The sequence below is a fragment of the Pseudomonas sp. NPDC087336 genome (assembly GCF_044744285.1).
GTDB lineage: Bacteria > Pseudomonadota > Gammaproteobacteria > Pseudomonadales > Pseudomonadaceae > Aquipseudomonas.
Genome location: NZ_JBIUYA010000003.1, coordinates 278,655 through 304,533 on the forward strand (window position 1 = coordinate 278,655; position 25,879 = coordinate 304,533).

Below are 25,879 nucleotides of genomic sequence, written 5' to 3' on the forward strand. Positions count from 1 at the left end.
AAGTAGGGGTTGCGTCGCATGTGTGGCATCGTCGGTATCGTCGGTAAGTCGAACGTCAATCAGGCGCTGTATGACGCGCTAACCGTCCTCCAGCACCGCGGCCAGGACGCTGCCGGTATCGTGACCAGCCATGATGGCCGGTTATTCCTGCGCAAGGACAACGGCCTGGTGCGTGACGTGTTCCAGCAGCGTCACATGCAGCGCCTGGTCGGCCACATGGGTATTGGCCATGTGCGCTACCCGACCGCGGGCAGCTCGACCTCGGCCGAAGCTCAACCGTTTTACGTCAACTCGCCTTACGGCATCACCCTGGCGCACAACGGTAACCTGACCAACGTTGAACAACTGGCCAAGGAGATTTACGAATCTGACCTGCGCCACGTCAACACCAGTTCCGATTCGGAAGTACTGCTGAACGTGTTCGCACACGAGCTGGCCCAGCGCGGCAAGCTGCAGCCAACTGAAGAAGACGTGTTCGCGGCCGTCACCGACGTGCACAACCGTTGCGTTGGTGGCTACGCGGTCGTAGCGATGATCACGGGCTACGGCATCGTCGGTTTCCGCGACCCGCACGGCATCCGTCCGATCGTGTTCGGCCAGCGTCACACTGACGAAGGCGTCGAGTACATGATCGCCTCCGAGAGCGTGTCCCTGGACGTGCTCGGTTTCACCCTGATTCGCGACCTGGCACCGGGCGAAGCGGTCTACATCACTGAAGACGGCAAGCTGCACACCCGTCAGTGCGCGACCAACCCGTCCCTGACCCCGTGCATCTTCGAACACGTCTACCTGGCGCGTCCGGACTCGATCATCGACGGTGTGTCGGTGTACAAGGCCCGCCTGCGCATGGGCGAGAAGCTTGCCGAGAAGATCCTGCGCGAGCGTCCTGATCACGACATCGACGTAGTCATCCCGATCCCGGACACCAGCCGCACCGCGGCCCTGGAGCTGGCGAACCACCTGGGCGTGAAGTTCCGCGAAGGTTTCGTGAAGAACCGCTACATCGGCCGGACCTTCATCATGCCGGGCCAGGCAGCACGGAAAAAATCCGTACGCCAGAAGCTCAACGCGATCGAACTGGAATTCCGCGGCAAGAACGTGATGCTGGTGGACGACTCCATTGTGCGCGGCACCACCTGCAAGCAGATTATCCAGATGGCACGCGAAGCGGGCGCCAAGAACGTTTACTTCTGTTCCGCAGCCCCGGCCGTGCGTTTCCCGAACGTCTACGGCATCGACATGCCGAGCGCCCACGAGCTGATCGCCCACAACCGTTCGACCCAGGACGTTGCGGACCTGATCGGTGCCGACTGGCTGATCTACCAGGACTTGCCTGACTTGATCGAAGCGGTCGGTGGCGGCAAGATCAAGATCGACAAGTTCGATTGCGCGGTGTTCGACGGCCAGTACGTCACCGGCGACGTCGACGAGGCTTACCTGAACAAGATCGAGCAGGCGCGTAACGATGCCTCCAAGGTCAAGACCCAGGCAGTGAGCGCGATCATCGATCTGTATAACAACTAAATTTATACCGGCCTGTAGGAGCTGGCTGTAGGAGCTGGCTTGCCAGCGAAGGCGGATTCACAGACAACAGTGATGTTGAATGTGGCGCCCCCTTCGCTGGCAAGCCAGCTCCTACACAAGCCAGCTCCTACACAGGTGTCTCTCCTCAAGGCCGGTTTCGTATCTACTACCGAATAAGGCAAGGAGTGACAGCATGAGTCAGGATTGGGATGCCGGTCGGTTGGACAGCGACCTCGAAGGCGTAGCGTTCGATACCCTGGCCGTACGTGCCGGTCAGCACCGTACGCCGGAAGGCGAACACGGTGATCCGATGTTCTTCACTTCCAGCTACGTATTCCGCACCGCCGCCGATGCGGCCGCGCGTTTTGCCGGGGAAGTGCCGGGTAACGTCTACTCGCGCTACACCAACCCCACCGTGCGCGCCTTCGAAGAGCGCATTGCCGCCCTGGAAAGCGCCGAGCAAGCTGTGGCCACCGCCACTGGCATGGCCGCGATCATGGCGGTGGTGATGAGCCTGTGCAGCGCCGGCGATCACGTATTGGTGTCGCGTAGCGTGTTCGGCTCGACCATCAGCCTGTTCGAGAAGTACTTCAAACGCTTCGGCATCGAAGTCGACTACGTGCCTCTGGCGGACCTATCCGGATGGGATGCGGCGATCAAGGCCAACACCAAATTGTTGTTCGTCGAATCGCCGTCCAACCCGCTGGCTGAACTGGTGGACATCGCCGAGCTGGCGAAAATCGCTCACGCCAAGGGCGCGATGCTGGTGGTCGACAACTGCTTCTGTACCCCGGCGCTGCAACAACCGCTGAAAATGGGTGCGGACATCGTCGTGCACTCGGCAACCAAGTTCATCGATGGCCAGGGCCGTTGCATGGGCGGCGTCGTGGCCGGGCGCAGCGAGCAGATGAAAGAAGTGGTCGGCTTCCTGCGCACCGCCGGGCCGACCTTGAGCCCGTTCAACGCCTGGATCTTCCTCAAGGGCTTGGAAACCCTCAACCTGCGGATGAAGGCCCATTGCGCCAACGCCCAGCAACTGGCCGAATGGCTGGAGCAGCAGGACGGCATCGAGAAGGTCCATTACGCCGGTCTCAAGAGCCATCCGCAGCACGAGCTGGCCCTGCGTCAGCAGAAGGGCTTTGGCGCGGTCGTGAGTTTCGAGGTCAAGGGCGGCAAAGAGGGCGCCTGGCGCTTTATCGATGCGACCCGCCTGATTTCGATCACGGCCAACCTGGGCGACAGCAAGACCACCATCACCCACCCGAGCACCACTTCCCACGGCCGCCTGGCGCCGCAGGAGCGTGAGGCCGCGGGCATTCGTGACAGTCTGATCCGCATTGCGGTCGGCCTGGAAGACGTGGCAGACCTGCAAGTCGACCTGGCGCGCGGGTTGGCTGCCTTGTGATCGAGTTGTCCACGCCACCGGGTTCCAATGGCCGCGTTGCACTGGTGACCGGCGCGGCGCGTGGCATTGGCCTGGGTATTGCGGCCTGGTTGATCAGCGAAGGCTGGCAAGTGGTACTGACAGACCTGGACCGGACGCGTGGTTCGAAGGTGGCGAAGGTACTTGGCGATAATGCCTGGTTCATCGCCATGGACGTCTCGAACGAAGGGCAGGTGGCGCTGGGTGTTGCCGAGGTGCTGGGGCAGTTCGGTCGCCTGGATGCGCTGGTGTGCAATGCGGCGGTTGCCGATCCGCATAACATCACCCTGGAAAGTCTCGACCTGGCTTACTGGAATCGGGTGCTGGCGGTGAACCTCAGTGGGCCGATGCTATTGGCCAAACACTGTGCGCCGTACCTGCGGGCCCACAGCGGGGCGATCGTCAACCTGGCCTCGACCCGCGCCGGGCAGTCGGAACCCGACACCGAGGCCTATGCCGCAAGCAAGGGTGGTTTGCTGGCCTTGACTCACGCACTGGCTATCAGTCTTGGTCCGGAGATCCGGGTCAATGCGGTCAGCCCTGGCTGGATCGATGCACGGGACCCTTCCGTACGTCGCGCCGAGCCGCTGACGGATGCCGACCATGCCCAGCATCCGGCGGGCAGGGTAGGGACGGTGGAGGACGTGGCGGCGATGGTGGCCTGGCTGCTGTCGAAGAATGCGGGTTTTGTCACGGGCCAGGAGTTCGTGGTCGATGGTGGCATGACCAAGAAGATGATTTACAGCGAGTAATGCAAGTTTACTGTAGGAGCGAGCTTGCTCGCGAAAGCGGTCTGCCTGTTGTCGATGCTGTGCCGGTTGAAAGAATTTCGTCTTTTTCAGAAAAACTTCAATCCTGCTATTGACTTAGGTTCGCTACCTGCGTAAATTTCGCGGCCTCGGAGATGCAAACGGGTGATTAGCTCAGCTGGGAGAGCGTCTGCCTTACAAGCAGAATGTCGGCGGTTCGATCCCGTCATCACCCACCACTCCCGAGAAACTTGCGAAAGCAAGAGGTAGGCTGAAATGCCTCCACCGACGCGCAGCGGTAGTTCAGTCGGTTAGAATACCGGCCTGTCACGCCGGGGGTCGCGGGTTCGAGTCCCGTCCGCTGCGCCATATTTAACGAGTCGGGTGTATCCGGTTCGCGGTTGAAAAGCACCGAAGCTTTCGACCAAGCGAGTTACCTGGACGCAAGTCCACAGCGATACGCAGCGGTAGTTCAGTCGGTTAGAATACCGGCCTGTCACGCCGGGGGTCGCGGGTTCGAGTCCCGTCCGCTGCGCCATATCTGCTTCGAGGCCCACTGAACGCCTTGGAGCTACGAAGAAAACCACGGGTTTACTTCGAGTCGATAGCAAAGACCCTGGTCGAAAGACCGGGGTTTTTTGTTTCTGGAATTTGTTTTTTTCTCCTCTGTTAAGCCTCCCGCCCAATCTTTCTGCGCAACTGCTGCATAAAGCACTTGGTGACGTCTCGCGATATTAATTAGAATCACTCTCATTTACGATAACTCCTGGCACAGGGCTTCTTGAGATGAGTGATGCAGCGATGGCGAAGGAGCAAGCCCTTCACGACCTGTACCGCGATCACCGTAGTTGGCTCGAAGGCTGGCTCAGGCGACGCATGGGCAGTGCTTGCGATGCGGCGGACCTGAGCCAGGATACGTTTTTGCGCTTGCTCGCCAGTTCTCAGCGCATTGCTGATCTGCAGGAGCCCCGTGCTTATCTGCTAACGGTGGGCAAACGCCTGCTGAGCAATTTCTACCAGCGCCGCAGTCTCGAGCAGGCCTACCTCAGTGCGTTGGCGTCCTTGCCCGAAGCGTGTGCGCCGTCCCCGGAGGAGCGTTGGTTGCTGCTGGAAACCCTGCAAGCGCTGGACGAACTGCTCGATGGATTGCCCAGGGCAGTGCGACGGGCCTTTCTCTGGAGTCAGCTCGAAGGCTTGAACTACCAGCAAATCGCCGAGCGTTTGTCGGTGTCGCAGCGCACGGTGAAACGCTACATGGCGCAAGCCTATGAGCATTGCCTGTTGGTGGAACTGTGAACAGCCCGATGCCCGAGGCTCGCCAGGCCGTTCGCGCCGCCGCACAGTGGCTGGCGTTGCTCGAGTCGGGAGGTGCCACCGAACAGGACCGCGCGAATCTGCAACGTTGGCGCGACAGCTGCGCCAGTCATGAGCACGCCTGGCAAAAGGCCCAGGCCTTGCGTCAACGCTTTGCCGACCTGCCTTCAGCGTTGGCCCTGAGCAGCCTCGACCGCCCCGATCCTGGGCGACGCGTGGTGCTCAAGCGCGCATTGGGCGCGGTCGCGTTGGTGCCGGCCGCCTGGCTGATCAGCCGGCAATTGCCGCTGGACGTCTGGCGCGCCGACCTGCACACCGCCACGGGCGAGCACAAGCAAGTACGACTGGCCGATGGCAGTGTCCTGCAACTCAATACCGCCAGCGCCGTCGATGTGGAGCTGCCGAGCCGTCGGGTAACGCTGGTGGAGGGCGAAATGTCGCTGAATGTGCCGGGAACATCGCCATTGATGATCCAGACCCGGTTCGGTCAGGTGATCCTCAGTCAAAGCGAAGCCTGCGTGCGCCAGGACAGTCGCGGATGCCGGGTGTCGGTGTTCAACGGCGCCGTGCAGTTGCAACCCTTGCAGGGCGCAGCGCTGATGTTGCGCGCGGGTCAGCAGGTCAGTCTGCAGGCGACAGGCGCCGCCGCGGTACAGGCCTTTGATGTTTTGCAACCCGGCTGGCGCGAAGGCGTGTTGATGGCCAGCAGCCAACCACTCGGGGAATTTTTGCGTGAGCTCGACACCTATCGACCCGGTGTCCTGCGTTGGGCGCCAGAGCTTGAAGCGCTGCGGGTGACCGGCAGTTTCCGCCTGGACGACACCGATCGCATCCTCGCGCTGCTCGCGGCCAGCCTACCGCTGGAGGTGCAAATGCGTACTCGATATTGGGTGACGCTGACGCCGCGTAAAAAAGTTGCTTGAAGCCTGTCCCCTTTTTTCGACTCGCTTGTCATTCAAGGCAACTGAACGCACAAGAGAGCCTCTTCAATGCCCGCCGTAAAGTCTTGCCGTCCACGCCCGGTGTCGTCCGGTCTGCGCCCGTTGTTGCGCCTGAGCCTGTTGTTGGGCCTGAGTGCCAGCCCGATCTTCATCACCAATGGCTGGGCCGACGACGTCACCCGCCGCAGTTACCAGGTGCCGGCCGGCAGCCTGAGCGATGCGCTGACCCGGTTCGCAGGCCTGGCCGGGGTCAACCTCTCGGTCGATCCGGCGCTGGTCAGCGGCCGCAGTAGCGCCGGGCTGTCCGGTGAGTATGGGGTGGAGGAGGGCTTCGTCCGCTTGTTGCAAAACTCCGGCCTGCAACTGCAGCCGGTGGGGGAGCAGGCGTATATCCTGGTTCCCGCGCCATCCGGCAGCAGCCTGCAACTGGGCGCGACCTCCATTTTCGCTACGGCGGGCGACGCGGCCGACCAGGCGTATGCCGGTGGCCAGGTTGCGCGCCGCGGTTCACAAGGCTTGCTGGGTTCGCAAGACTTCATGGATACGCCGTTCAGCATGACCACCTACACCAGCGAGGCAGTGAAAAACCTGCAGGCGCGTACCCTGGGCGACCTGGTTGCCAGCGATCCATCGGTTCGCGCCACCAACCCGGCGGGAGGGCGTTATGAGCAGTTCACCATTCGCGGGCTCAGCCTGTTCAACAGCGACGTTTCCTACAATGGTCTGTACGGGGTCCTGCCGACCTATACCATCGACATGGAGATGGCTGACCGCGTCGATATCCTCAAGGGTCCCAGCCAGCTGATCAACGGCATCTCGCCGCGGGGCAGCGTGGGGGGCGGGATCAACGTGGTACCCAAGCGCGCGACCGACCTGCCCATCACGTCGTTCACCGGCAGTTACGCCTCCAACAACCAGCTCGGCGGTGCCGTGGATGTCGGCCGGCGCTTTGGCGAAGAGGACAAGTTCGGTCTTCGTTTCAACGGTGTGAAGCAGTCCGGCGACACCGAATGGGATCACCAGCGAGTCGATCGCGAGATGGCCGTGCTGGGCCTGGATTTTCGCGGTGAGCGCCTGCGGCTCTCGACGGACATCGGCCACACCGAGCGGGATACCGACGCCCCGCAGGAGCGTGTGCAGGTTGGCGTCAACGCGCAGGTGCCGAACGCGAGCGATGTCCGCCACAACTACGCGCAGCCCTGGAGCCAGGCGCGTACCACGGACACTTTCGGCACGCTGAACGGCGAACTCGATGTCAGTGACTCAGTCCTGCTGTATGGCGGTGTCGGCGCGCGCAAAAGCAATCATGACTTTCTTCGGCATGCCGTTGCGGTCAGCAACGATGCGGGTGATTTCAGCGTGCTGGCGCGCGACTTCACCCGCGACGAAAATGTCCGTACGGCCACGGCGGGTGTGCGCAACTGGTTCCATACCGGCCCGGTCAGCCATCAGGTCAACCTGGCGGCCAGCTATTTCTACATGGACTTCGAGAATGGCGGCGCGCGTTATGCCGCGGCCCCCAGCAACCTCTACGACCCGGTGGAAACCCCGACACCTGTCCGGCCCACACGTTTCGATCCTGAGGTCTACACCGAGAACCGCTTCAGCAGCGTGGCCTTGTCCGACACCTTGGGTTTCCTCGATGATCGGGTGTTGTTGACCCTCGGTGCCCGCTGGCAGCGGGTGCAGGTGGACGACTGGTCGGATGACGTCAAGGGCGACACCGCCTACGACGAGGAAAAGGTCTCGCCGTCGGGTGGCATACTGTTCAAGGCCACCGACAAGCTGTCGCTGTACGCCAACTACATGGAAGGCCTGAGCCAGGGCAAGATCGCCCCGTCGACGTCGGTCAACGAGGACGAGATTTTCCCGCCGTTCATCAGCCGCCAGGTCGAAGTCGGCGCCAAGTACGACGCCGGTGCGTTCGCCGTCACCGCGGCGGTGTTCCGGATCAGGCAGCCAGCCTACGAGACCAATGCCACGACGCGGGTTTTTGGCCCCAACGGTAAACGGCAGAACGAGGGTGTGGAACTGAGCGTGTTCGGTGAACCGCTCAAAGGGTTCCGGCTGCTCGGTGGTGTGATGTACATCGACAGCGAGTTGACCGACACCACCAACGGCACCTTTGACGGCAACCGGGCGCCGGCCACGCCCAAATACAACGTCAACCTGGGCGCCGAGTGGGACGTGCCGAACGTTCAGGGCCTGACCCTGACCAGCCGTGGCCTTTATTCCAGTTCACAGTATCTGGACCAGTCCAACAACAAGGAAATCGATGCCTGGGAGCGTTTCGACGTGGGCGCGCGCTACGCGTTCACAGTCGATGAAACGAACGTTACCGTGCGCGCCAATGTCGAGAACGTCGCGGACAAGCGTTACTGGAGTTCGGCGGGGGCCTCGGATGACAGCGAGCCGGGTTTGACGCTGTCGACGCCGCGGACCTACTTGCTCTCGGCGACGGTGGATTTCTGATGACATTGCGTTGACTGACTTCGCGCCTTCGTCGGAACGCCGCCCGGAGGCGGCATCAGCAACACCGCAAAGCTCAGCCTTGCAGGTACACCGCATGTGTATGGGTGTACTCATACAACCCATGCTTGCCATCCGCACCACCAATCCCGGATTTACGCACGCCGGCGTGGAAACCCTGCATCGCTTCGAAATTCTCGCGGTTGACGTAGGTTTCGCCAAAATCCAGTTCGCGCATGGCGTGCATCGTTTTGCTCAGGTCGCGGGTGTAGATCGACGAGGTCAGTCCATAGTCGCAATCGTTGGCCAGGGCGATCGCTTCGTCCAGGTCATCGATGATCTGGATCGGTAGCACCGGGCCGAAGATCTCCTCGCGCATGATCTCCATGTCGGTGTGGCATCCTGCCAGGACGGTGGGCTGGAAGTGAAAGCCGTTCGGCAGGTCGGCAATCTGCCCGCCGCTGATCAGGCTTGCGCCCTGGCTCAACGCCGTGCGGACTTTTCGATTGACGCCGTCCAGGCCCTGGCGATTGATCAGCGGGCCCATCTCCACATCAGGTTGGGCAATCGGGTCGCCATAACGGGTGGCATTCATGGCGGCGGCGATACGCTCGATGAATCGATCCGCCACCTTGCGCTCAACGTATACCCGCTCGGCGCAATTGCACACCTGGCCGCTGTTGATGATCCGCGAATCGCGAATGGCCTTCACCGCCAGGTCCAGGTCGGCATCCGCCAGCACGATCGCCGGGGCCTTGCCGCCCAGTTCCAGGTTGAGTTTGGTGATGTTCGGCGCGGCGGCGGCCATGATCCGTGAGCCGGTGGCGACGCTACCGGTGAAACTGATCATGTCCACGCCCTTGTGCGCACTCAACGCCGCACCGACGCGGCCATCGCCACAGACCACGTTGAACACGCCGGGCGGCAGGTCGGTTTCAGCGACCAGCCGGGCGAATTCGAAGCAGTTGTTCGGCGTTTCTTCGCTGGGCTTGATGACGATGGTGTTGCCGGTCAGCAGAGCAGGGGCCATCTTGCGGGCGATCAGGAAGAACGGGAAATTCCACGGCAGGATCCCGGCCACCACCCCCAGCGGTTTGCGGAACAGGAAGATGTTTTCGTTCTGCCGGTCGCTGGTGATGATTTCGCCTTCGATACGCCGTGCCCACTCGGCCATGTAGTCCAGGTAGTCAGCGGTGAAATTGACTTCGACTTCGGCCAGGCCGTTGATCTTGCCCTGTTCCAGGGTAATGGTGCGCGCCAGGTGTGCAACGTTTTCCCGCAGTTTGGCGGCGATGCGGCGCAAGTAGCCGGCGCGGTCATTGGCCGGTTTGCGCGCCCAGTCCTTTTGCGCGGTGCGCGCAGCCGCCAAGGCGCGATCGACATCTTCGGCATTCGACGCCGGCACCTTCGACAGCAGGGCACCGGTGGCCGGGTTGATCACATCGAGGTGGGCGGTGCTGGCGACGAACTGGCCGTCGATGAAATTTTCGTAAACAGGCACGGATGACATGGAGCGACTCCTGGGCTGGTCAGTAGGTACGCGACGGCGCTTGTTCGGTGGCCGTTGGGCGGTAGCGGGCGAGGGTGGTCATGGCGCTCTGGCGTAACAGGCTGATGTCGATCGCCACGGCGATGAACTGGCAGCCCCAGCCCTGATAGCGGCGTGCGTCTTCTTCATTCGGCGCGAGGATGCCGCAGGCCTTGCCGGCCGCCAGCGTGGCGTTGACTGCGTGTTGAATCCGCTCCTGAACTTGTGGATGGCCGGGATTGCCGGCATGGCCCAGACCGATGGACAGGTCCGCCGGCCCGATGAATACAGCGTCGACGCCTTCCACGGCGGCAATCGCTGCGACGTTTTCCACGCCGAGCCGTGATTCCACCTGCACGATCAGGCACAGTTGTTCATGGGCGGTGTTCAGGTAATCCGGCACCCCGTCCCAGCGCGTGGCGCGGGCCAGGCCGCCGCCGACGCCACGAATGCCGTGGGGCGGATAACGCATGGCGCGCACCAGGGCTTGGGCCTGTTCGGCGGTTTCGACCATCGGAATCATCAGCGTCTGCGCGCCGATATCCAGCAGCTGCTTGATCAGGCTGGCGTCGCCGTTCACGGCGCGCACGATGGGGGCGGTGGAGTAGGGCGCCACAGCCTGCAGTTGGGCGAGTACGCCGGGCACGCAATTGGGTGCGTGCTCCCCGTCGATCAGCATCCAGTCATAACCGGTGGTGGCGACGATCTCCGCGGCGTAGCCGGTGGCGAACCCGGCCCAGATACCGTATTGGGGCGCGGTTTTTTTCAGGGCGGCCTTGAAAGCGTTGTGCGGCATGTTCATCACGAACTCCTTTCTCAGCGGCTATACGGCCGATGCAGTTGGCATTCCGGGTTGAGGGTGACACCGAACCCCGGCTGGTCGAGCGCCGACAGGCGCATGCGCCCGTTCACCGGTACCGGTTCGCCGAGCAATTGCGGATGGAACATCGGCACTACTTCGTCAGCCTTGGGCGCCATCATCAGGAACTCGGCGAACGGGCTGTTATGCCGGGTGGCGACGAAGTGATAGCTGTACACCGACGAGCCGTGGGGAATGACCAAGGCATTGTGGGCGTCAGCCAGGGCCGAGATTTTCACCAGTTCGGTGAGGCCGCCGCACCAGCCGACATCCGGCTGGATGATGTCGCAGCAGCCCATCTCCAGCAGCATGCGGAAGCCCCAGCGTGTGGCTTCGTGTTCGCCGGTGGTCACCAGCATGCCTTTGGGCACGTTGTTGCGCAGGGCGGCGTAGCCCCAGTAATCGTCGGGCGGCAGCGCTTCTTCGATCCACTTCAAGCCGTGTTCGTGGGCGCCGACCGCCAGTTTGGTGGCGTAGTTGAGGTCCAGGCTCATCCAGCAATCGAGCATTAGCCAGAAGTCCGGGCCGACCCGTTCGCGCATGGTCGCCAGTTCTTCGAGGTTCTTGCGCAGGCCTTCCTCGCCTTCGGCCGGGCCGTGGTGCAGTGGCATCTTGCCGCCAATGAAACCCATTTTCTGCGCCAGGTCCGGGCGTGCGCCGGTGGCGTAGAACTGCAATTCATCGCGCACCGCACCGCCGAGCAGCTGGTGCACCGGCTCCTGGCGGATCTTGCCGAGCAAATCCCACAGTGCCAGGTCGACCCCGGAAATCGTGTTGATCACGATGCCTTTGCGCCCGTAATACAGGGTCGACTGGTACATCTGGTCCCAGATTTTTTCGATGTCGGTGACTTTCGCGCCTTCAAGGAACCGCGCCAGGTGTTTCTCAACGATGTAAGCCGCGGGTTCGCCACCGGTGGTGACCGCGAAACCGACAGTGCCGTCGCTGGCTTCGATCTCCACCACCAGGGTGCCGAGCACGTTGATGCCGAAGGTGCGGCGGCTCTGGCGGTACTCTGGGTATTTGCTCATTGGCGTGGCGATGTGATCGTCTATCCAGTGACCGTCCGCCTGATCGTGATAATCCGCGCCGCCGCCACGCAGGGTGAAAGCGCGCACGTGTTTGATGGTTGGAATGCCCATGGTGTGACTCCTCAGGTTTAAACAGTGGCCGGTTTGTTCGAAGCCTTATGGCTGGGCGAACGCACGCCCAGCACCAGCAACGCGGCAATGACGGTGGTAGCGGACAGCAGGTACAGACCGGCTGCCGGGGAATGGAAGGCGCCTTCGGCCCAGTTTTTCAGCACCGGGGCGATGAAGCCGCCGAGGGCACCGAACGAGTTGATCAGGGCGATGCCGGCCGCCGCGGCGCTACCGGCGAGGTAACTGGAAGGGAAGGTCCAGAACACCGGTTGCACGGCAATGAAGCCGGAAGCGGCGAAGCACAGGGCGATGATGCCCAGGAATGGACTGCTGAAGGTCACCGAGCAGGCGATACCGGCGGCGGACATCAGCAACGTCAGGCAGGCCGTGCGCCGCCGTTCGCCGGTGCGGTCGCTGTAGCCGGGAATCAGGTACGCGGCGACGATGGCGCAGATCCATGGAATCGCAGTGACCAGCCCGACCATCAGCCCGACCTTGGTGCCCAACAGTCCGCCGACCTGGGTCGGCAGGTAGAACACCACGCCGTAGACACTGGCCTGGATCAGCAGGTAGATGAGGCACAGGTACAGCACCGAGGGTTGGCACAACACGTTGAGCAGGCTGCGGCCATGGTTCTGTTTGTGGCTGTCTTCCTGATCGAGCAGGCTCTGGATTTGTTGGCGTTCCTCGGCGGACAGCCACTTGGCATCGGCGGGGCGATTATCCAGGTACCAGTAGGCCCAGATGCCCACGGCGGTGGCCATCAAGCCTTCCACAGCGAACAGCCACTGCCAGCCGTGAAAACCTGCCCACCCGTCCATTTCCAGCAGTAGCCCGGACAACGGGCTACCGAATATGAAGGCCAGTGGTGCACCGAAGTAGAAGAAACCCATGGCCTTGCCGCGTACCGCGTTGGGAAACCAGTAGGTGAGATAAAGGATCACGCCGGGGAAAAAACCGGCTTCTGCCACGCCCAGCAGGAAGCGCAGGACGTAGAAGGTGGTTTCGTTATGGGCAAAGACCATGGCTGCGGACACCAGGCCCCAGGTAACCATGATCCGGCACATCCATAGACGGGCGCCAACGCGGTGCAGGATCAGGTTGCTCGGCACTTCGAGCAACGCGTAGCCGACGAAGAACACCCCGGCGCCAAAGGCGAAGGCGGCGTCGCTGATACCGGTGTCGGCCTGGAAGGCTTGCTTGGCGAACCCGACGTTGGCGCGGTCGAGGAAGGCCATGATGTACATCAGCAGGAGAAACGGGAGCAGCCGCCAGGAAATCTTGGCGAGCAGGGGCGCGGGTAGAGTCTTCATCGCGGTTTTCCTTTGGTAGGGCATTTGTTCTTATGGGGAAGACTGTACGGCGGCTGATCGATGCGTTACAAATCGAATCTAGCTCACAACCGATACCTTGAGGGTATCGATAACAAGGCCCACCATGACCACGCCAATCATCTCCCGCAGCCTGCTCAACCGCCTGCGCTACAAGCATCTGCACATGCTGGTGACGCTCAATTCGAGCCAGAACCTGCACCGCGCTTCGCAAAGCCTGAACATGTCGCAACCGGCCGCCACCCGCATGCTCCATGAGATTGAAGACATGTTTGGCTGCGACCTGTTCGAGCGTTTACCCCGGGGCATGCGACCGACGGCGCTGGGTCAGGAGCTGATTCGCTTTGCCGAGACGGCCCTCAGTGGCCTCGACCGGTGCGCCGAGGACCTGATAGCCCGGCAACAGGGTGGTTATGGCTATCTCTCCATCGGCACCATCATGGGCGCGGCGCCGGACCTGGTGATGGACTCGATTGCCGAGATCAAGGCGCTCAACCCGCAGCTGCGGATTCGTATCATGGGCGACACCAGCGACCAGGTGATCCAGTTGCTGGAGCAGGGCCGCATCGACCTCGCCATCGCCCGGCGCAATGCCGCCACCGATAGCGAGCACTACGAATTCGAACAACTGGGCAACGAACGCCTGCTGGTGGTGGTGCACGCTGGCCACCCGCTGGCCCGGCGCGAAAAACTGCAGATGGCGGAACTGGTCAGCGGCTGGCCGTGGATTTTGCAACCGGAAACCAGCCCTGCGCGTATTGGCCTGGATCAAGCCCTGCAGCGCCTGGCCTTGCCGCTGCCGGCAGACATCATCGAATGCAGCTCGGTGTATTCGATGCAGCAGTTGATTCAGCTGACCGACGCGATCATGGTGCTGTCGGAGACCGCCTTGCGCGACTACCTGAAAATGGGCCTGGTGGTGGCGCTGCCGGTTGAACTGGATGTGCAGCTGGCGCCGTTCGGGTTGCTGCTGCGCAAGGGCGAGCACATCAGTCGGGAGTTGGGCCTGTTCATCGATCTGCTGCGGCGAAAAGCCGCGGTTTTTTGATTCCTTGGTCAGTTTTTTGTTTTCCGCGAGCGCATAAACCTTTAAAGTTAACCTTTCGGTCAGCTTTGCATTGTCATCACAGCTCCTTGCATCGTCAAAAGGGGCTTCTGCGCGACTCGAGATTTCCAGAACATAACCAGAAGGGCGGCCTCCATGACCGCCCATAGGATGATCCATGTCCAACCGTGAAATATCCCGGCGCTCGTTCCTTCAGGGCGGGCTGGTGGCGGGTGTGAGCGTGACGCTTACACCGCTGAGCAGTCAGGCGCTGGCAGCCTTGATGGAAAACAGCGTGACCGTGCCGTCCGAGCAGTGGCTTGGTAACAACGGCAAGGCGCGCGCCCGTAACGATGCCTTGTCCAAGGTCTGCGGCAGCAAGGTCTTTGCCCGCGACATCCGCGCCAAGGACATGCCGGGCTGGCCGCAGCAGCAAGGCCACGCCATGTTGCTGAAAACCATCAAGGCCGACCGCATTTATGCAGGTGTGGACCTGTCGTGGCTCGGTGCCGACCTGCAGCCCGACCGCATCGTCACCGCCGACGACCTGGTCAAGGACGGCATCGTCTTCCCGGAAGAGCACGCCCCCGACCCCCTGTTGCCGGCCGGCAAAGTGCCGATGTTCATCGGCCACCCGGTGGCGATCCTGATCTGGAACGACTTCGAGCGTTTCCGCCAGGCCAAGGCTCAGCTCAAGTTCAATGACAAAGCGATTCGTTACGGTGCCCAGGTACCGTTTTTCGAGGGCGATCCCTATGGCAGCTTCCGCTACGTGCGCGTCGGCGGCGCGACGTCGGCCGACGAAGACGAATTCGCCAGCCTCAAGGATACGATCCTGTTCCCGATGCTGCGCAATCGCCGGCCGGTATGGAACGCACAGCCGAACCTGCACGGCAACCTGACCGAGCGCGGCCTGTTCTACGCCGAGCGCATGAAGCAGCAGATCGACACGCCGCCGGACAACTGGCTGGTGTTCGACGAGCGCTACAAGACCCCGTCGATCGAACCGGCGGCGATGGAGCCGGACAACGGCAACGGCTGGTACGACCCGGCGACCAAGACCCTGCATTTTGTCGTTGCCACCCAGTGCCCGCTGGAAACCGCGACCGAGACCGCGAAGATGATCGCGCCGTCGCGTTTCGGCCTGGCCAACCTCAACATGCACCCGGGCTACACCGTCGGCTACGGCTCGAAAGACCACAACATTTTCGTCTACTACGCAGCCTTGGCGGCGTTGTACGGCGCCGGTGTGCCGGTACGCCTGGCCAACGACCGCTACGAGCAATTCCAGAGCGGCATCAAGCGTCACCCGTTCGACATCCGCTACCAGCTGGCGGTGGACAAGACCGATCACAGCTTCAAGATCTTCCGCGCCGAGATGAGCGTCGACGGCGGCGGACGGGTCAACTACAGCCCGTCCGTGGCGGCAGTGGGCGCCACGGCGGCGCAGTCGATCTACTACATGCCGCAGAACGATCTGCAGGTCACCGCCTATCACTCGCGCGCAGTGGAAGCCGGGTCGATGCGTGGCTACGGCACGCTGCAGAGCATGGCGTCCACCGAGATGATGGTCGATGAAATTGCCGATCGCCTCGGTGTCGATGCCATTGAACTGCGGCGCAAGAATGCCCTGCGCTCGGGCATGAAAAACACCCAGGGCGCGGTCCCGGCCGGTGCCTTGCGCCTGCACGAAATTCTCGACAAGGCGGCGGTCAACGAAGTCTGGAAAAACCGCAGCGCGATCAAGCAACAACGCGAAGCGGCGGACCCGGATAACTGGTATGGCGTCGGTTTCGCCATTTGCCAGAAAGACTTCGGCACCGGTTCCGAAGCGCCAATGGCCAGCATCGAATACACCGTGGACGGTCGCATCACCCTGCGCCACATCGGTATCGAAATCGGTACCGGCATGTCCACCTCGCAGGCGATGGTGGTGGCCGATTTCCTCGGCAACCCGGCGCACGAAGTGAAGACCGGCGAAACCGAATGGAAAGAGTTGCAGCTGATCAGCGGCGGCAACCCGTACATCATGAGCCAGGCCGAGCAGGACAACTTCCTGCGCAACCCGCGCTGGGTCGGCAAGGTCGCGTCGGCGTCGTCGGCGACCAACTCCGCCTACTACTTCAGCCACGCCACCCGTGAAGCGGCGCGTTTGCTGTTCAACCACGGCCTGTGGCCGGCGGCACTCGAGATCTGGCGCCAAGGCCCCTTCGGCGGCCAGGCCAACCCTTACGTGGTGCGCCGCGAAGATGCCCATTGGGTCGATGGCAAACTCACCGCCAACGGCATGGAGCCTTTGCCGTTTGCAGTGCTGGCCAAACGTGCCCACGAGCGCGGCCTGGTCACCGGAGCCACGGTGCACGGCTTCAACCGCTGGAGCTGGGCCGAGGCCGAGTACAGCATCGATGGCGTGCGTGAGCGTTTGCCGCTCGATGGCCTGGCGGTCAAGTACGGCGACGGTGCGCCGAAGGCGAAGAAAGCGCAGATGAACAGCGCCGGTTTCCATCTGCTGGATCGGCAGAACATCGCCTATCCGGCGACCCAGTTGAACAACGCGGCGGTGACTTACTACAGCCCGGTGGCGACGCTGGTGGAAGTGAAGGTCAACAAGGGTTCGAACGAAGTGTCGGTGCTCAATCACCACTCGTGGGTCGAGTGCGGCCGGGTGCTGGTGCCGGAACTGGTCAAGGGCCAGCTCGAAGGCGGGATTGCCATGGGCATCGGCCATGCGCTGATGGAAGAAATGCCGCTGTACGAAGGCGGGCCGGGGGAGGGCGACTGGAACTTCAACCGTTATCGCTTGCCGATGGCGCGGCACGTGGCGGTGTGGAAACAGACCGCGGAAATCCTGCCGCCACTGTCGCCGAGCGACCCGTCCAAGGGTATCGCCGAGGTGGTGATGATCCCGGTGGTCGGTGCCATCGGTAACGCCGTGGCCCACGCCATTGGCAAACGTGTCCGCGACCTGCCTATCACTTCTGCACGCATCAAGGAGGCCCTCAATGGCTAACCGTCCGCTTCAACTGACCCTCAACGGTCAATCCGTCGGCCCGGTGGACATCCCTGATGACCTGCCGATGATCGACTACCTGCACGAATACAAGAACCTCACCGGCTCGCGCCTGGGCTGCGGCCAGGGCATCTGCCACGCCTGCGTGGTGATCGTCGACAACCCCGACGGCACCAGCGAAGAAGTGCGCACCTGCATCACCGGCGCGCACTATTTCGAAGGCAAGAAAGTACGCACCATCGAAGGTCATGCGACCCGTGACGAGCAGGGCAAGGTTACCGAGCTGAACCCGATCCAGCAGCGCTTCGTCGACGAATTCGCCTTCCAGTGCAGCTACTGCGCACCGGGCTTTGTGAATGCCGCAACGGTGCTGGTGGAAAAGCTGCAGCGACAGCCGGTCGTCAAGAGCCAGCTGGAAAAAGTCATCGAGGACAGCCTCGGTCATCACATCTGCCGTTGCACCGGATACGTGCGCTACTACAGCGCCACGCGCAACGTGCTGACCGATCTCGGCCTGGTCAAGGAGGGCTAAGCATGAAGCAACTACTTACCCGCCTGACGCTGGCGGTCGGCCTGGCTGCGCCGGTATTGCTGGCGCAGGCGGATGATCAGGTGGTTCGCGGGGCTTACCTGGCCCGCGCCGCCGACTGCATGGCCTGCCACACCGCACCGGGTGGCGCGCCCTATGCAGGCGGCCTGCCGATCGTTTCGCCGTTCGGCACGATCTACGGCACCAACATCACCCCGAGCAAAGAGCACGGCATCGGCCTGTACAACGATGACGAATTCTTCGCGGCGCTCACCGAGGGCAAGCGGCGTGACGGCGCCAACCTGTATCCGGCGATGCCGTACACCTCGTATCACCTGATGCCGCGTGAGGACTCCGACGCGATCCATGCCTACCTGAAAACCGTCGCGCCGATCGAACGTGCCGCGCCGGTCACCAGCCTGAGCTTTCCGTTCAACGTGCGCCCGGGCCTGATGGGCTGGAACATGATGTACGGCAAGGATGTGAAGCTGGAACCGGCCGAAGGCAAGAGCGAAACCTGGAAGCGCGGCCAGTACATGGTCGACGTGCTCGGTCACTGCGGCGAATGCCACACCCCGCGCGGTTTGCCGGGCGCGATGCAGCAGGACAAACGCATGACCGGCGGCATTCTCAACGGCTACCTGGCGCCCAGCCTGTTGGCCACTGACCTCGCGGCCCGTGGCTGGAATCATCAGGACCTGAGTTCGTTCCTCAAGCACGGCATGAGCGCCCAAGGCACCATGTTCAACGAGATGTTCCCGGTGTTCCACAACAGCACCCAGGGCCTGAGCGATCCAGACCTGGCGGCGATGGCGACCTTCCTGCTCGGCGACCAGCCACCGGCGGCGAAAGTCTTGACCGACGTGCCACTGGACCAGCTCAGTGCCAGCGCCCAGCGCGGCCGCCAGGACTACCTGAACGTCTGTGCCGGTTGCCACGCGCCAAATGGCGAAGGCAAACCGCACATCGCCGTGGCCATGCGCGGCAATACCACCTTGCGCCTGGAAGATCCGCGCAACCTGGTGCGGGTGATCGACGATGGCATCGGCGAGCAGAAGTTCGCAGGCTTCGAACACATGCAACCCATGCCGGGTTTCGCGCAGAAGCTTGGCGACGAGCAGCTTGCGGATCTGTTGAACTACCTGCGCCAGGCGTGGGGCGGTCAACCGGGTGATCTGGCCTTGGGCGATGTGCAGAAGTTGCGGGCCGACGCGCCGCCGCTCGAGCACAAGGCGCACTGACATGCAGCATCTGGATCTGCAAGTGGTGCGGCGGGCACTGGCGTGGTCGACGGCCGGGCAGCGTGTCTGGCTGTGCAGCGTACTGGCCACCTACGGCTCGGCGCCTCGTGCGCCGGGTTCGTTGCTGGCGGTGAATGCTGACGGGCAGTGGATCGGCTCGCTGTCCGGCGGCTGTGTCGAGGAGGACTTCCTCGAACGCGTCGCCGAAGGTGCATTCGAGCAAGCGGTCAGCGTCGTGCGCTACGGCGAAGGCGATGACCCGCGCTCGCGGGTCAGCCTGCCCTGCGGCGGCGTGCTCGATGTGCTGGTGGAAAACCTTGAGCCTGTCTGTGAGGTGCAGGCGCATCTGCGCGAGCTGGAGTCGGCGCTGTTGGGCCGGCGTCGGCTGATCCGCGAAGTCGACCTGGCCAGCGGCACGCGCAGTCTGTTCGATGATCGCGAGCAGGGTGTGCGCGTCGAGCGCGAGATCGATCGCGTCAGGCTGCGCATCGGCGCGGCACAGCGCCTGTTGCTGGCCGGGTATTCCAGTGTGGCCCAGGCTTGCGCGGAGTTTGCCGTGGGCCTGGGCTTCGAGGTGATTCTTTGCGATCCGCGGGACGAAGTACTGGAAGGCGTGGTGCTGGACAGCGTGGAGATTCGTCGTCAATTGCCCTCGGTGTTCATCGCCGATGGCGGTTGCCACAGCGACACGGCGGTGGTGGCGCTGACCCACGATCCGCGCATCGATGACCTGGCGATGATGGAAGCGGTGCGCACCGACGCGTTCTACATTGGTGTGATGGGTTCACTGCAGACTTCGCAAAAGCGCTTCGAGCGGCTGCGGCGCATCGGTGGGCTGGGGGAGGCGGAATTGGCGCGGATCCATGCGCCCATCGGGCTCAACCTGGGCAGCAAGACCCCGGCGGAAATCGCCCTGGCCGTGCTCGCCGATATCCTGCGAATTCGCAGCGCGATCCCTCGCGATCGACTGTGATGCAGGCCCCATCAGGGCCAAGGCTTGTGCAAAAGGAGGCTCGTCGCTTGATTGGACGAGCCTTTTTTGTTGTGCGTCATTCTTGACACTGTCCGGTCAGCTTCTCTACGATGCTGCCCATGCGCCGATTTAAACAGCTACTTGCGGGGCGCCAGGTCACTCATTGAGTTGCCGTCAGAAGCTTGAAGCAGGCTTCGAAATACCGCTAAAGCGCTGGTTCGGTGTTGCCTCTCACCTGCCATGCAGACTTTTTGAGGCTGAGACACGACACGATGAATGCACTAAGCCCTGTTGTACGTCCCGCGCCGATCACGGCACATCTCACCCAGCGTAATCCAAAAATCCTGCTTGGCGGTCAACATCAGCCGACGCTCCTGCGTTACCTCGATGGTTGGCCACGTCGCACCGGTGGGCCGGCAGCTTTCCTGATCCAGTTTGTCGAAGACGGTGAATCCCTGGCGCGCTTTGCCGCGGACAGCTTCGACCTGGCGGTGATTCAGTCGCCAAGCATCGAAGACGCCCCGGAAATGATCAGGCAACTGACCCGCGTTGCCCGGCAAGGGCTGATTACCCGTCGCTGAGGCGCTGATCACTGGGGCACGGATCGCTAAGAGCCAGGGCGCTGCGGCTCATGGATAGTCGATCGCCACGATATACACACATTGCTCACCCGTCGGTGTCTGGACCCGTACTTCGGCGTCCAGTGCCTTGCCGATCAGCGCGCGTGCCAAGGGCGAGTCGATGCTGATCAGTCCTTGTTTCAAGTCCAGCTCATCCGGTCCGACGATGCGATAGCGTGATTGCTTGCCATCCTCGTCCTCGATCGTGACCCAGGCGCCGAAATAAACCTTGTTCGGATCGCTGGGCTTTTCGCTGACGACCTTGAGGGCTTCCAGGCGTTTGGTCAGGAAGCGCACGCGACTGTCGATCTCGCGCAGCATCTTTTTGCCGTAGGTGTACTCGGCGTTTTCCGAACGATCGCCTTGTGCTGCCGCTTCGCTGACAGCTTGCGTCACCTGGGGGCGGCGTACGTGCCACAGTTCATGAAACTCGGCGCGCATCCGCGCTTCACCTTCGGGGGTGATCAGCGCGGTGCCGGCGGTACGGGGAGGGCGATAACGGCTCATGGCAACTTTTCTTCGAATCAGGAGCGCTTGAGTCTATCAACCCTCGCGCAGGACTGTCAGGGGGCTGGCGTTCAAGGCACGGCGGGTGCCGAACACGCCGGCACCACCGATCAGCACGGCGCCGATCAACGGCAGCACCAGCAGCCACGGATGCGGATGCCAGGGCAGGTCGAAGGCGTAGCGGTAGAGCACCAGGCTGACGACTTCCGAACCCAGTGCCGCGAGCAGGCCGCTGACCGCACCCAGTAATCCGAATTCGATCCGTCGCGCCTTCACCAGCAACTGCCGCTCGGCACCCAGCGCGCGCAGCAGGGCGCCCTGGCGGATGCGTTCATCCAGGGTCGCCTGCAGGCCGGAGAACAAAACAGCCATCCCCGCCGCCAGGACAAACAACAGCACATACTCCACTGCCAGGGTGACCTGGGCGAGGATGCTGCGCAGTTGCGCCAGCAGCGCTTCGACTTGCAGGATCGTCACCGCCGGAAAACTGCGCGACAGGTCGACGATCTGCTGGTCATGCCCGGCCGCCAGATAGAAGCTGGTCAGGTAGGTGGCCGGTAAATCCTTCAAGGTGCCGGGCTGGAAGATCATGAAGAAATTCGGCTGGAAGTTGTCCCAGTTGATCTCCCGCAGGCTGGTGACTTTCGCCTCGCGATTGGCCCCGCCCACGGTGAAGACCATGTGGTCGCCGAGCTTGAGCTTCAGGCTTTCGGCGACCTTGCCCTCCACCGACACGCCGGGGATGTCATCCGGCGGTTGCTCTGGCCACCAGTTGCCGGCGGTGATCTGGTTGCCCGCCGGCAGGTCTGCCGCCCAGGTCAGGCTCAGGTCGCGCTGGATCGCCCGGTCACCCGCCGATTCCTTGGTGACGATTTGCTGCACCGGTTCGCCGTTGATGCTGATCAGCCGCCCCGGAACCACCGGATACAGGGGGGCCGATTGCGCCGACAACGAGATCAGGCGGTCGGTGAACGCCTGCTTGTCCGCGGGCAGGATGTTCAGGGCAAAATAGTTCGGTGCGTTCTTGGGCAGCTGGTTCTGCCAGGTGTCCAGCAACTCGCCACGCAGCAGGGCGATCAACGCCATCGAAAGCAGGATCAGGCCGAAGGCCAGGGACTGCCCGGCGGCGGCCAAAGGATGGCGCAGTAATTGCCCCAGCCCCAGTCGCCACGGCAGGGAGGCACGGGCCAGCATGCGTCGCAGGCTTTTCAATAACAGCAACAGCAGACCGCCCAGTACCAGTGCCGCAACCACGCCGCCGCCGAGCAGGGCGAAGGTCAATAGCAGGTCCAGGCTCAGGCGCCACATGATCAGCCCGAGGGCGCCCAATGCGGCGCCGTAGACCATCCAGGTGCTGGAAGGTATCGGCAGCATGTCCCGGCGCAACACGCGCAAGGGTGGAACCCGACCCAGCGCCGCCAGCGGCGGCAGGGCAAAACCGGCCAGGGCCACCAGTCCAGTGCCGATACCGGCGATGGCCGGGAGCAGGCCGCCCGGCGGGACATCGGTTGGCAACAAATCGTGCAGCAAGGCGAACAGACCCAATTGCGCCAGCCAGCCGATGACGGCGCCGCCAAGGCTGGCGAGCAGACCGAGTACGGCCAACTGCAGGCTGAACAGCACCATGGTTTCCCGACGGGACAGGCCAAGGCAACGCAACAGCGCGCTGGCATCGAAGCGGCGGGTGGCAAAGCGCGTCGCCGACAACGCCACGGCCACCCCGGCCAGCAGCACCGCCACCAGGCTGGCCATGTTCAGATAGCGCTCGGCCTTGCCCAGTGCGCCGCCGATCTGCCGGTTGCCATCGCGGGCATCCTGGATGCGCTGGTTGGCGGCCAGGCCGGGCTTGATCAGTTGGCGATAGGTTTCCAGGGCTTCGGCCTTGCCGCGCCAGAGTTCGCGGTAGCTGACCCGGCTGCCGGGTTGCACCACGCCAGTGGCTTGCAGGTCACTGAGGTTGATCAGTACCCGTGGCGTCAGGCTGTAGAAGTTGCCGGCGCGGTCGGGCTCGTAGGTCAGCACCCGTGCCAGCTTCAGGGTTTTCATGCCGACATCGATGTTGTCGCCGATCTTCAAGTCCAGCGCCGTCAGCAACCGGGCTTCGACCCAGGCCTCACCGGGTTTCGGCCCGCCACCGGGCTCTTCCGGGGCGAAGGGCGCAGGGGCACTTTTCAGTTCCCCGCGCAGCGGGTAGACGTCGTCTGCCGCCTTGATGCTGGAAAGCTGTATGCCGTTGTCGGTGGCGATGACACTGGAAAACTCCACCACCCGGGCGTGTTCGAGGCCAAGCTCGGTGCCGCTTCTTACTTGCTCGGGGCGCGCAGGGGAGCTGCCTTCAAGCAGCAAGTCGGCGCCAAGGAACTCAGTGGCGCGCAACATCATCGCGCCATTCAGGCGTGCGCCGAAGTAGCCGATGGCGGTACTGGCGGCCACAGCGACCACGAGGGCGAAAAACAGCACGCGCAGTTCACCGGCGCGGGCATCGCGCAACAGTTGGCGGACGGCGAGACTGAACAGGCGCAACAGCGGCAGGCGTGCCATCAAGGCTCCAGGGGGGCGACCAGCAGGCCGGCTTCAAGGCGGATCAGGCGCCGGCAGCGGTGTGCCAGGCGTTCATCGTGGGTCACCAGCACCAGGGTCGTGCCGCGTTCCTGGTTGAGTTCGAACAGCAGGTCGCTGATGCGCTCGCCGGTATGGCTGTCGAGGTTGCCGGTGGGCTCGTCGGCGAACAGCACATCGGGTTCGGCGGCAAACGCCCGGGCAATCGCCACGCGCTGCTGTTCACCGCCGGAGAGCTGGCGTGGCGAGTGGGTCAGGCGTTGCCCAAGGCCTACCCGCTGCAACAACTCGGTGGCACGGCCGCGGGCGTCCTGGCGGCCATCGAGCTCCAGCGGCAGCATGACGTTTTCCAGGGCGTTGAGGCTGTCGAGCAGCTGGAATGACTGGAAGACGAAGCCCACATGTTCGGCGCGGATGCGCGCACGCTGGTCTTCGTCGAGGTTGCTCAGGCCCTGGCCGGCGAGGGTGACTTCACCGCTGCTCGGCAGGTCGAGGCCGGCGAGCAGGCCCAGCAGGGTGGATTTCCCGGAACCGGAGGCGCCGACGATGGCCAGGCTGTCGCCCTTGTTCAGTTCCAGGCTCAGTTGGTGCAGGATGGTCAGTTCACCTTCCGCGCTGGGAACCACTTTGCTAAGGTTCTTCGCGGTGAGAATGCTTGCGCCCATGGAGAATCCGATGCGTGTGTGGTTTTTGAGTGCTGGCCTGGCCTTGATGTGCATGGCCCAGAACGCAGCGGCGGGTACAGTCCTGATCGTTGGCGATAGTATCAGCGCCGGTTTCGGACTGGATACCCGCTTGGGGTGGGTGTCGCTGCTCGAGCAGCGGCTCAAGCGCGAAGGTTTCGACGATAAGGTGGTTAATGCGTCCATCAGCGGCGACACCAGTGCCGGAGGCCAGGCACGCCTGCCGGCGCTGCTTGCAGAGCATAAGCCGGATCTGGTGATCCTGGAGTTGGGGGGCAATGACGGCCTGCGCGGACTGCTGCCAACACAATTGCAACAAAATCTTGCGTCGATGATTCAGCAGTCGCAGCAGGCGGGCGCCAAGGTCCTGCTGCTCGGCATGCAATTGCCGCCCAATTACGGCGCTCGATACACCAAGGCCTTCAGTGACGTTTACAGCAACCTGGCCGATGAGAAAAAAGTCCCGCTGGTGCCGTTTTTCCTCGACGGCGTGGGCGGTCATCCGGACTTGATGCAGGCCGATGGCATTCACCCGGCAGCCGGGGCTCAGGGCAAGTTGCTGGAAAATGTCTGGCCTACGCTAAAACCGCTGTTATGACACTTTTCTAGGAGCAGGCTTTCGGCTAAGGTGGCGCCCCCGATTTGGAGCCCCCGATGCCGCGTTCTGCCTGGTCACTTTATGCCTATCAACTGATCGAGCCTGACGAACAGCTGGATCTGTTCGCCTGCCAGGAAGTGCGGGTACACCTGGTGACCCGGCAACTGGAGCTGGGCGGCTCGGCGGACCGGACCCTGTGCGGCAGTCTGCTGCCGGCTCAGCCACGCTGGTCGAACGTCGATCGGCGGGTGTTCCAGGACCAGCGCCTGTGCTCGTTGTGCCGGGCCATTCTTGAATCGCAAAAGCGTGGCACGTCGCCGATCTGGCCGGAGTTGCGGTTCGAGCTTTGATCGCTGCTGTGGTAGGTGGTTGACTGTGTACATATCCATTGCTGCGGTAACGGCCACTTAGGGTTTCGCCCTATGGCGCGTCCCTTGGAAGCACGGAACGCCGCCCGGCCTGCAGGAGCGAGCATGCTCGCGATGAAGGTCAACGATGACGCGGCTAAACCGGCGTACTGCCGGTTTAGCCGCTGCGCAATGCCTGCGTTCAGCCATCGTGATTTAACGGGGTACCCAAATCCAAAGCCAAAGCGAGGCGGCCTTAAAGCCGACCTGATTTCAAGTGAACACGTGATCGTTCCCACGCTCTGCGTGGGAATGCATCCTGTGACGCTCCGCGTCACCGTTGCGCACGGCTCACGTCATGCGTCGACAGCGGAACGCGGAGCGTCCCTGGCGGCATTCCCACGCAGAGCGTCACTAGTGTCCGGTAAACATGTTTCATAGCTGAAGGCTGCCTTGGGCAGCCTTCAGCTTTTCTCGCTTTTGCCTT

General features: G+C 62.8%; 21 protein-coding genes and 3 tRNA genes. 17 read left to right on the forward strand and 7 right to left on the reverse strand.

Annotated features, from left to right (window positions below):
- Window positions 1-18: 18 nt before the first annotated feature.
- The 9 genes from purF to ACIO0C_RS04835 all read left to right on the forward strand — a co-directional run bounded on the left by purF (window position 19) and on the right by ACIO0C_RS04835 (window position 8,423).
- Complete coding sequence (gene purF, locus ACIO0C_RS04795) at window positions 19-1,524, forward strand: amidophosphoribosyltransferase (RefSeq protein ID WP_008056375.1); 1,506 nt, start codon at window positions 19-21, stop codon at window positions 1,522-1,524.
- A gap of 193 nt (window positions 1,525-1,717) precedes the next feature.
- Complete coding sequence (locus ACIO0C_RS04800; RefSeq protein WP_401308515.1) at window positions 1,718-2,929, forward strand: O-succinylhomoserine sulfhydrylase; 1,212 nt, start codon at window positions 1,718-1,720, stop codon at window positions 2,927-2,929.
- Window positions 2,926-3,699 carry an SDR family oxidoreductase gene (locus ACIO0C_RS04805; protein ID WP_401308518.1) on the forward strand — a complete coding sequence of 258 codons (774 nt, stop codon included), beginning with the start codon at window positions 2,926-2,928 and terminating at the stop codon, window positions 3,697-3,699. The genes ACIO0C_RS04800 and ACIO0C_RS04805 overlap by 4 nt, the downstream gene beginning before the upstream one ends.
- 160 nt (window positions 3,700-3,859) lie before the next feature.
- Window positions 3,860-3,935: transfer RNA gene (locus ACIO0C_RS04810), tRNA-Val, on the forward strand.
- A gap of 53 nt (window positions 3,936-3,988) precedes the next feature.
- Window positions 3,989-4,065, forward strand: a tRNA-Asp gene (locus tag ACIO0C_RS04815).
- A gap of 92 nt (window positions 4,066-4,157) precedes the next feature.
- Window positions 4,158-4,234 (forward strand) — tRNA-Asp (locus tag ACIO0C_RS04820).
- 248 nt (window positions 4,235-4,482) lie between these two features.
- The gene (locus ACIO0C_RS04825; RefSeq protein WP_401308521.1) at window positions 4,483-4,992 is read left to right on the forward strand and encodes a sigma-70 family RNA polymerase sigma factor; all 510 of its coding nucleotides are present in this window, start codon (window positions 4,483-4,485) and stop codon (window positions 4,990-4,992) included.
- Window positions 4,989-5,933, forward strand: coding sequence for a FecR domain-containing protein (locus ACIO0C_RS04830; RefSeq protein ID WP_401308524.1), 945 nt, complete (start codon window positions 4,989-4,991; stop codon window positions 5,931-5,933). Before ACIO0C_RS04825 ends, ACIO0C_RS04830 begins: the two co-directional genes overlap by 4 nt.
- A gap of 66 nt (window positions 5,934-5,999) precedes the next feature.
- Window positions 6,000-8,423: a TonB-dependent siderophore receptor gene (locus ACIO0C_RS04835; RefSeq protein WP_401308527.1), complete on the forward strand. Its 2,424-nt coding sequence runs from the start codon at window positions 6,000-6,002 to the stop codon at window positions 8,421-8,423.
- Between the two features lie 73 nt (window positions 8,424-8,496).
- Here the strand turns inward: ACIO0C_RS04835 and aldA are convergent, their stop codons facing one another.
- Genes aldA through ACIO0C_RS04855 form a run of 4 tightly spaced genes read right to left on the reverse strand, consistent with a single transcriptional unit; the run spans window position 8,497 to window position 13,262 of the window.
- The gene (gene aldA, locus ACIO0C_RS04840; protein WP_401308530.1) at window positions 8,497-9,930 is read right to left on the reverse strand and encodes an aldehyde dehydrogenase; all 1,434 of its coding nucleotides are present in this window, start codon (window positions 9,928-9,930) and stop codon (window positions 8,497-8,499) included.
- 19 nt (window positions 9,931-9,949) lie between these two features.
- Window positions 9,950-10,750, reverse strand: a complete 801-nt coding sequence (locus ACIO0C_RS04845; RefSeq protein WP_401308533.1) for an aldolase/citrate lyase family protein — start codon at window positions 10,748-10,750, stop codon at window positions 9,950-9,952.
- A 14-nt stretch (window positions 10,751-10,764) separates the two neighbouring features.
- Window positions 10,765-11,949, reverse strand: a complete 1,185-nt coding sequence (rhmD, locus tag ACIO0C_RS04850) for an L-rhamnonate dehydratase (protein WP_020795474.1) — start codon at window positions 11,947-11,949, stop codon at window positions 10,765-10,767.
- Window positions 11,950-11,966: 17 nt separating this feature from the next.
- On the reverse strand, window positions 11,967-13,262 hold the full coding sequence (locus tag ACIO0C_RS04855; RefSeq protein WP_401308537.1) for an MFS transporter: 1,296 nt from the start codon (window positions 13,260-13,262) through the stop codon (window positions 11,967-11,969).
- 124 nt (window positions 13,263-13,386) lie between these two features.
- Here ACIO0C_RS04855 and ACIO0C_RS04860 point away from each other — a divergent pair, with 124 nt between their 5' ends.
- From ACIO0C_RS04860 to ACIO0C_RS04885, 6 genes are all read left to right on the forward strand, one after another.
- Window positions 13,387-14,328 (forward strand): LysR family transcriptional regulator, encoded by a 942-nt coding sequence (locus ACIO0C_RS04860; RefSeq protein ID WP_401308540.1) that lies wholly within the window; start codon window positions 13,387-13,389, stop codon window positions 14,326-14,328.
- 175 nt (window positions 14,329-14,503) lie between these two features.
- On the forward strand, window positions 14,504-17,335 hold the full coding sequence (locus ACIO0C_RS04865) for a xanthine dehydrogenase family protein molybdopterin-binding subunit (protein WP_401308542.1): 2,832 nt from the start codon (window positions 14,504-14,506) through the stop codon (window positions 17,333-17,335).
- The gene (locus tag ACIO0C_RS04870) at window positions 17,328-17,867 is read left to right on the forward strand and encodes a (2Fe-2S)-binding protein (RefSeq protein ID WP_057396123.1); all 540 of its coding nucleotides are present in this window, start codon (window positions 17,328-17,330) and stop codon (window positions 17,865-17,867) included. The genes ACIO0C_RS04865 and ACIO0C_RS04870 overlap by 8 nt, the downstream gene beginning before the upstream one ends.
- Window positions 17,868-17,869: 2 nt before the next feature.
- Window positions 17,870-19,105: a c-type cytochrome gene (locus tag ACIO0C_RS04875; RefSeq protein ID WP_401308546.1), complete on the forward strand. Its 1,236-nt coding sequence runs from the start codon at window positions 17,870-17,872 to the stop codon at window positions 19,103-19,105.
- A gap of 1 nt (window position 19,106) precedes the next feature.
- On the forward strand, window positions 19,107-20,078 hold the full coding sequence (locus tag ACIO0C_RS04880; protein ID WP_401308549.1) for an XdhC family protein: 972 nt from the start codon (window positions 19,107-19,109) through the stop codon (window positions 20,076-20,078).
- A gap of 272 nt (window positions 20,079-20,350) precedes the next feature.
- On the forward strand, window positions 20,351-20,659 hold the full coding sequence (locus ACIO0C_RS04885; protein WP_401308552.1) for a class I SAM-dependent methyltransferase: 309 nt from the start codon (window positions 20,351-20,353) through the stop codon (window positions 20,657-20,659).
- 48 nt (window positions 20,660-20,707) lie between these two features.
- Here the strand turns inward: ACIO0C_RS04885 and greB are convergent, their stop codons facing one another.
- The 3 genes from greB to ACIO0C_RS04900 are packed head-to-tail and all read right to left on the reverse strand — an operon-like array spanning window position 20,708 to window position 24,429.
- On the reverse strand, window positions 20,708-21,205 hold the full coding sequence (gene greB / locus ACIO0C_RS04890) for a transcription elongation factor GreB (protein WP_008055293.1): 498 nt from the start codon (window positions 21,203-21,205) through the stop codon (window positions 20,708-20,710).
- A 36-nt stretch (window positions 21,206-21,241) separates the two neighbouring features.
- Entirely contained in the window at window positions 21,242-23,746 is a 2,505-nt protein-coding gene (locus ACIO0C_RS04895; RefSeq protein ID WP_401308555.1) for an ABC transporter permease, read from the reverse strand.
- Window positions 23,746-24,429, reverse strand: coding sequence for an ABC transporter ATP-binding protein (locus ACIO0C_RS04900; RefSeq protein WP_008055295.1), 684 nt, complete (start codon window positions 24,427-24,429; stop codon window positions 23,746-23,748). Before ACIO0C_RS04900 ends, ACIO0C_RS04895 begins: the two co-directional genes overlap by 1 nt.
- A gap of 10 nt (window positions 24,430-24,439) precedes the next feature.
- On the opposite strand from ACIO0C_RS04900, the gene ACIO0C_RS04905 reads away from it, so the two are divergent.
- On the forward strand, window positions 24,440-25,045 hold the full coding sequence (locus ACIO0C_RS04905; RefSeq protein WP_401308558.1) for an arylesterase: 606 nt from the start codon (window positions 24,440-24,442) through the stop codon (window positions 25,043-25,045).
- A gap of 56 nt (window positions 25,046-25,101) precedes the next feature.
- The gene (locus tag ACIO0C_RS04910) at window positions 25,102-25,395 is read left to right on the forward strand and encodes a hypothetical protein (protein WP_008055299.1); all 294 of its coding nucleotides are present in this window, start codon (window positions 25,102-25,104) and stop codon (window positions 25,393-25,395) included.
- Window positions 25,396-25,879: the final 484 nt, after the last annotated feature.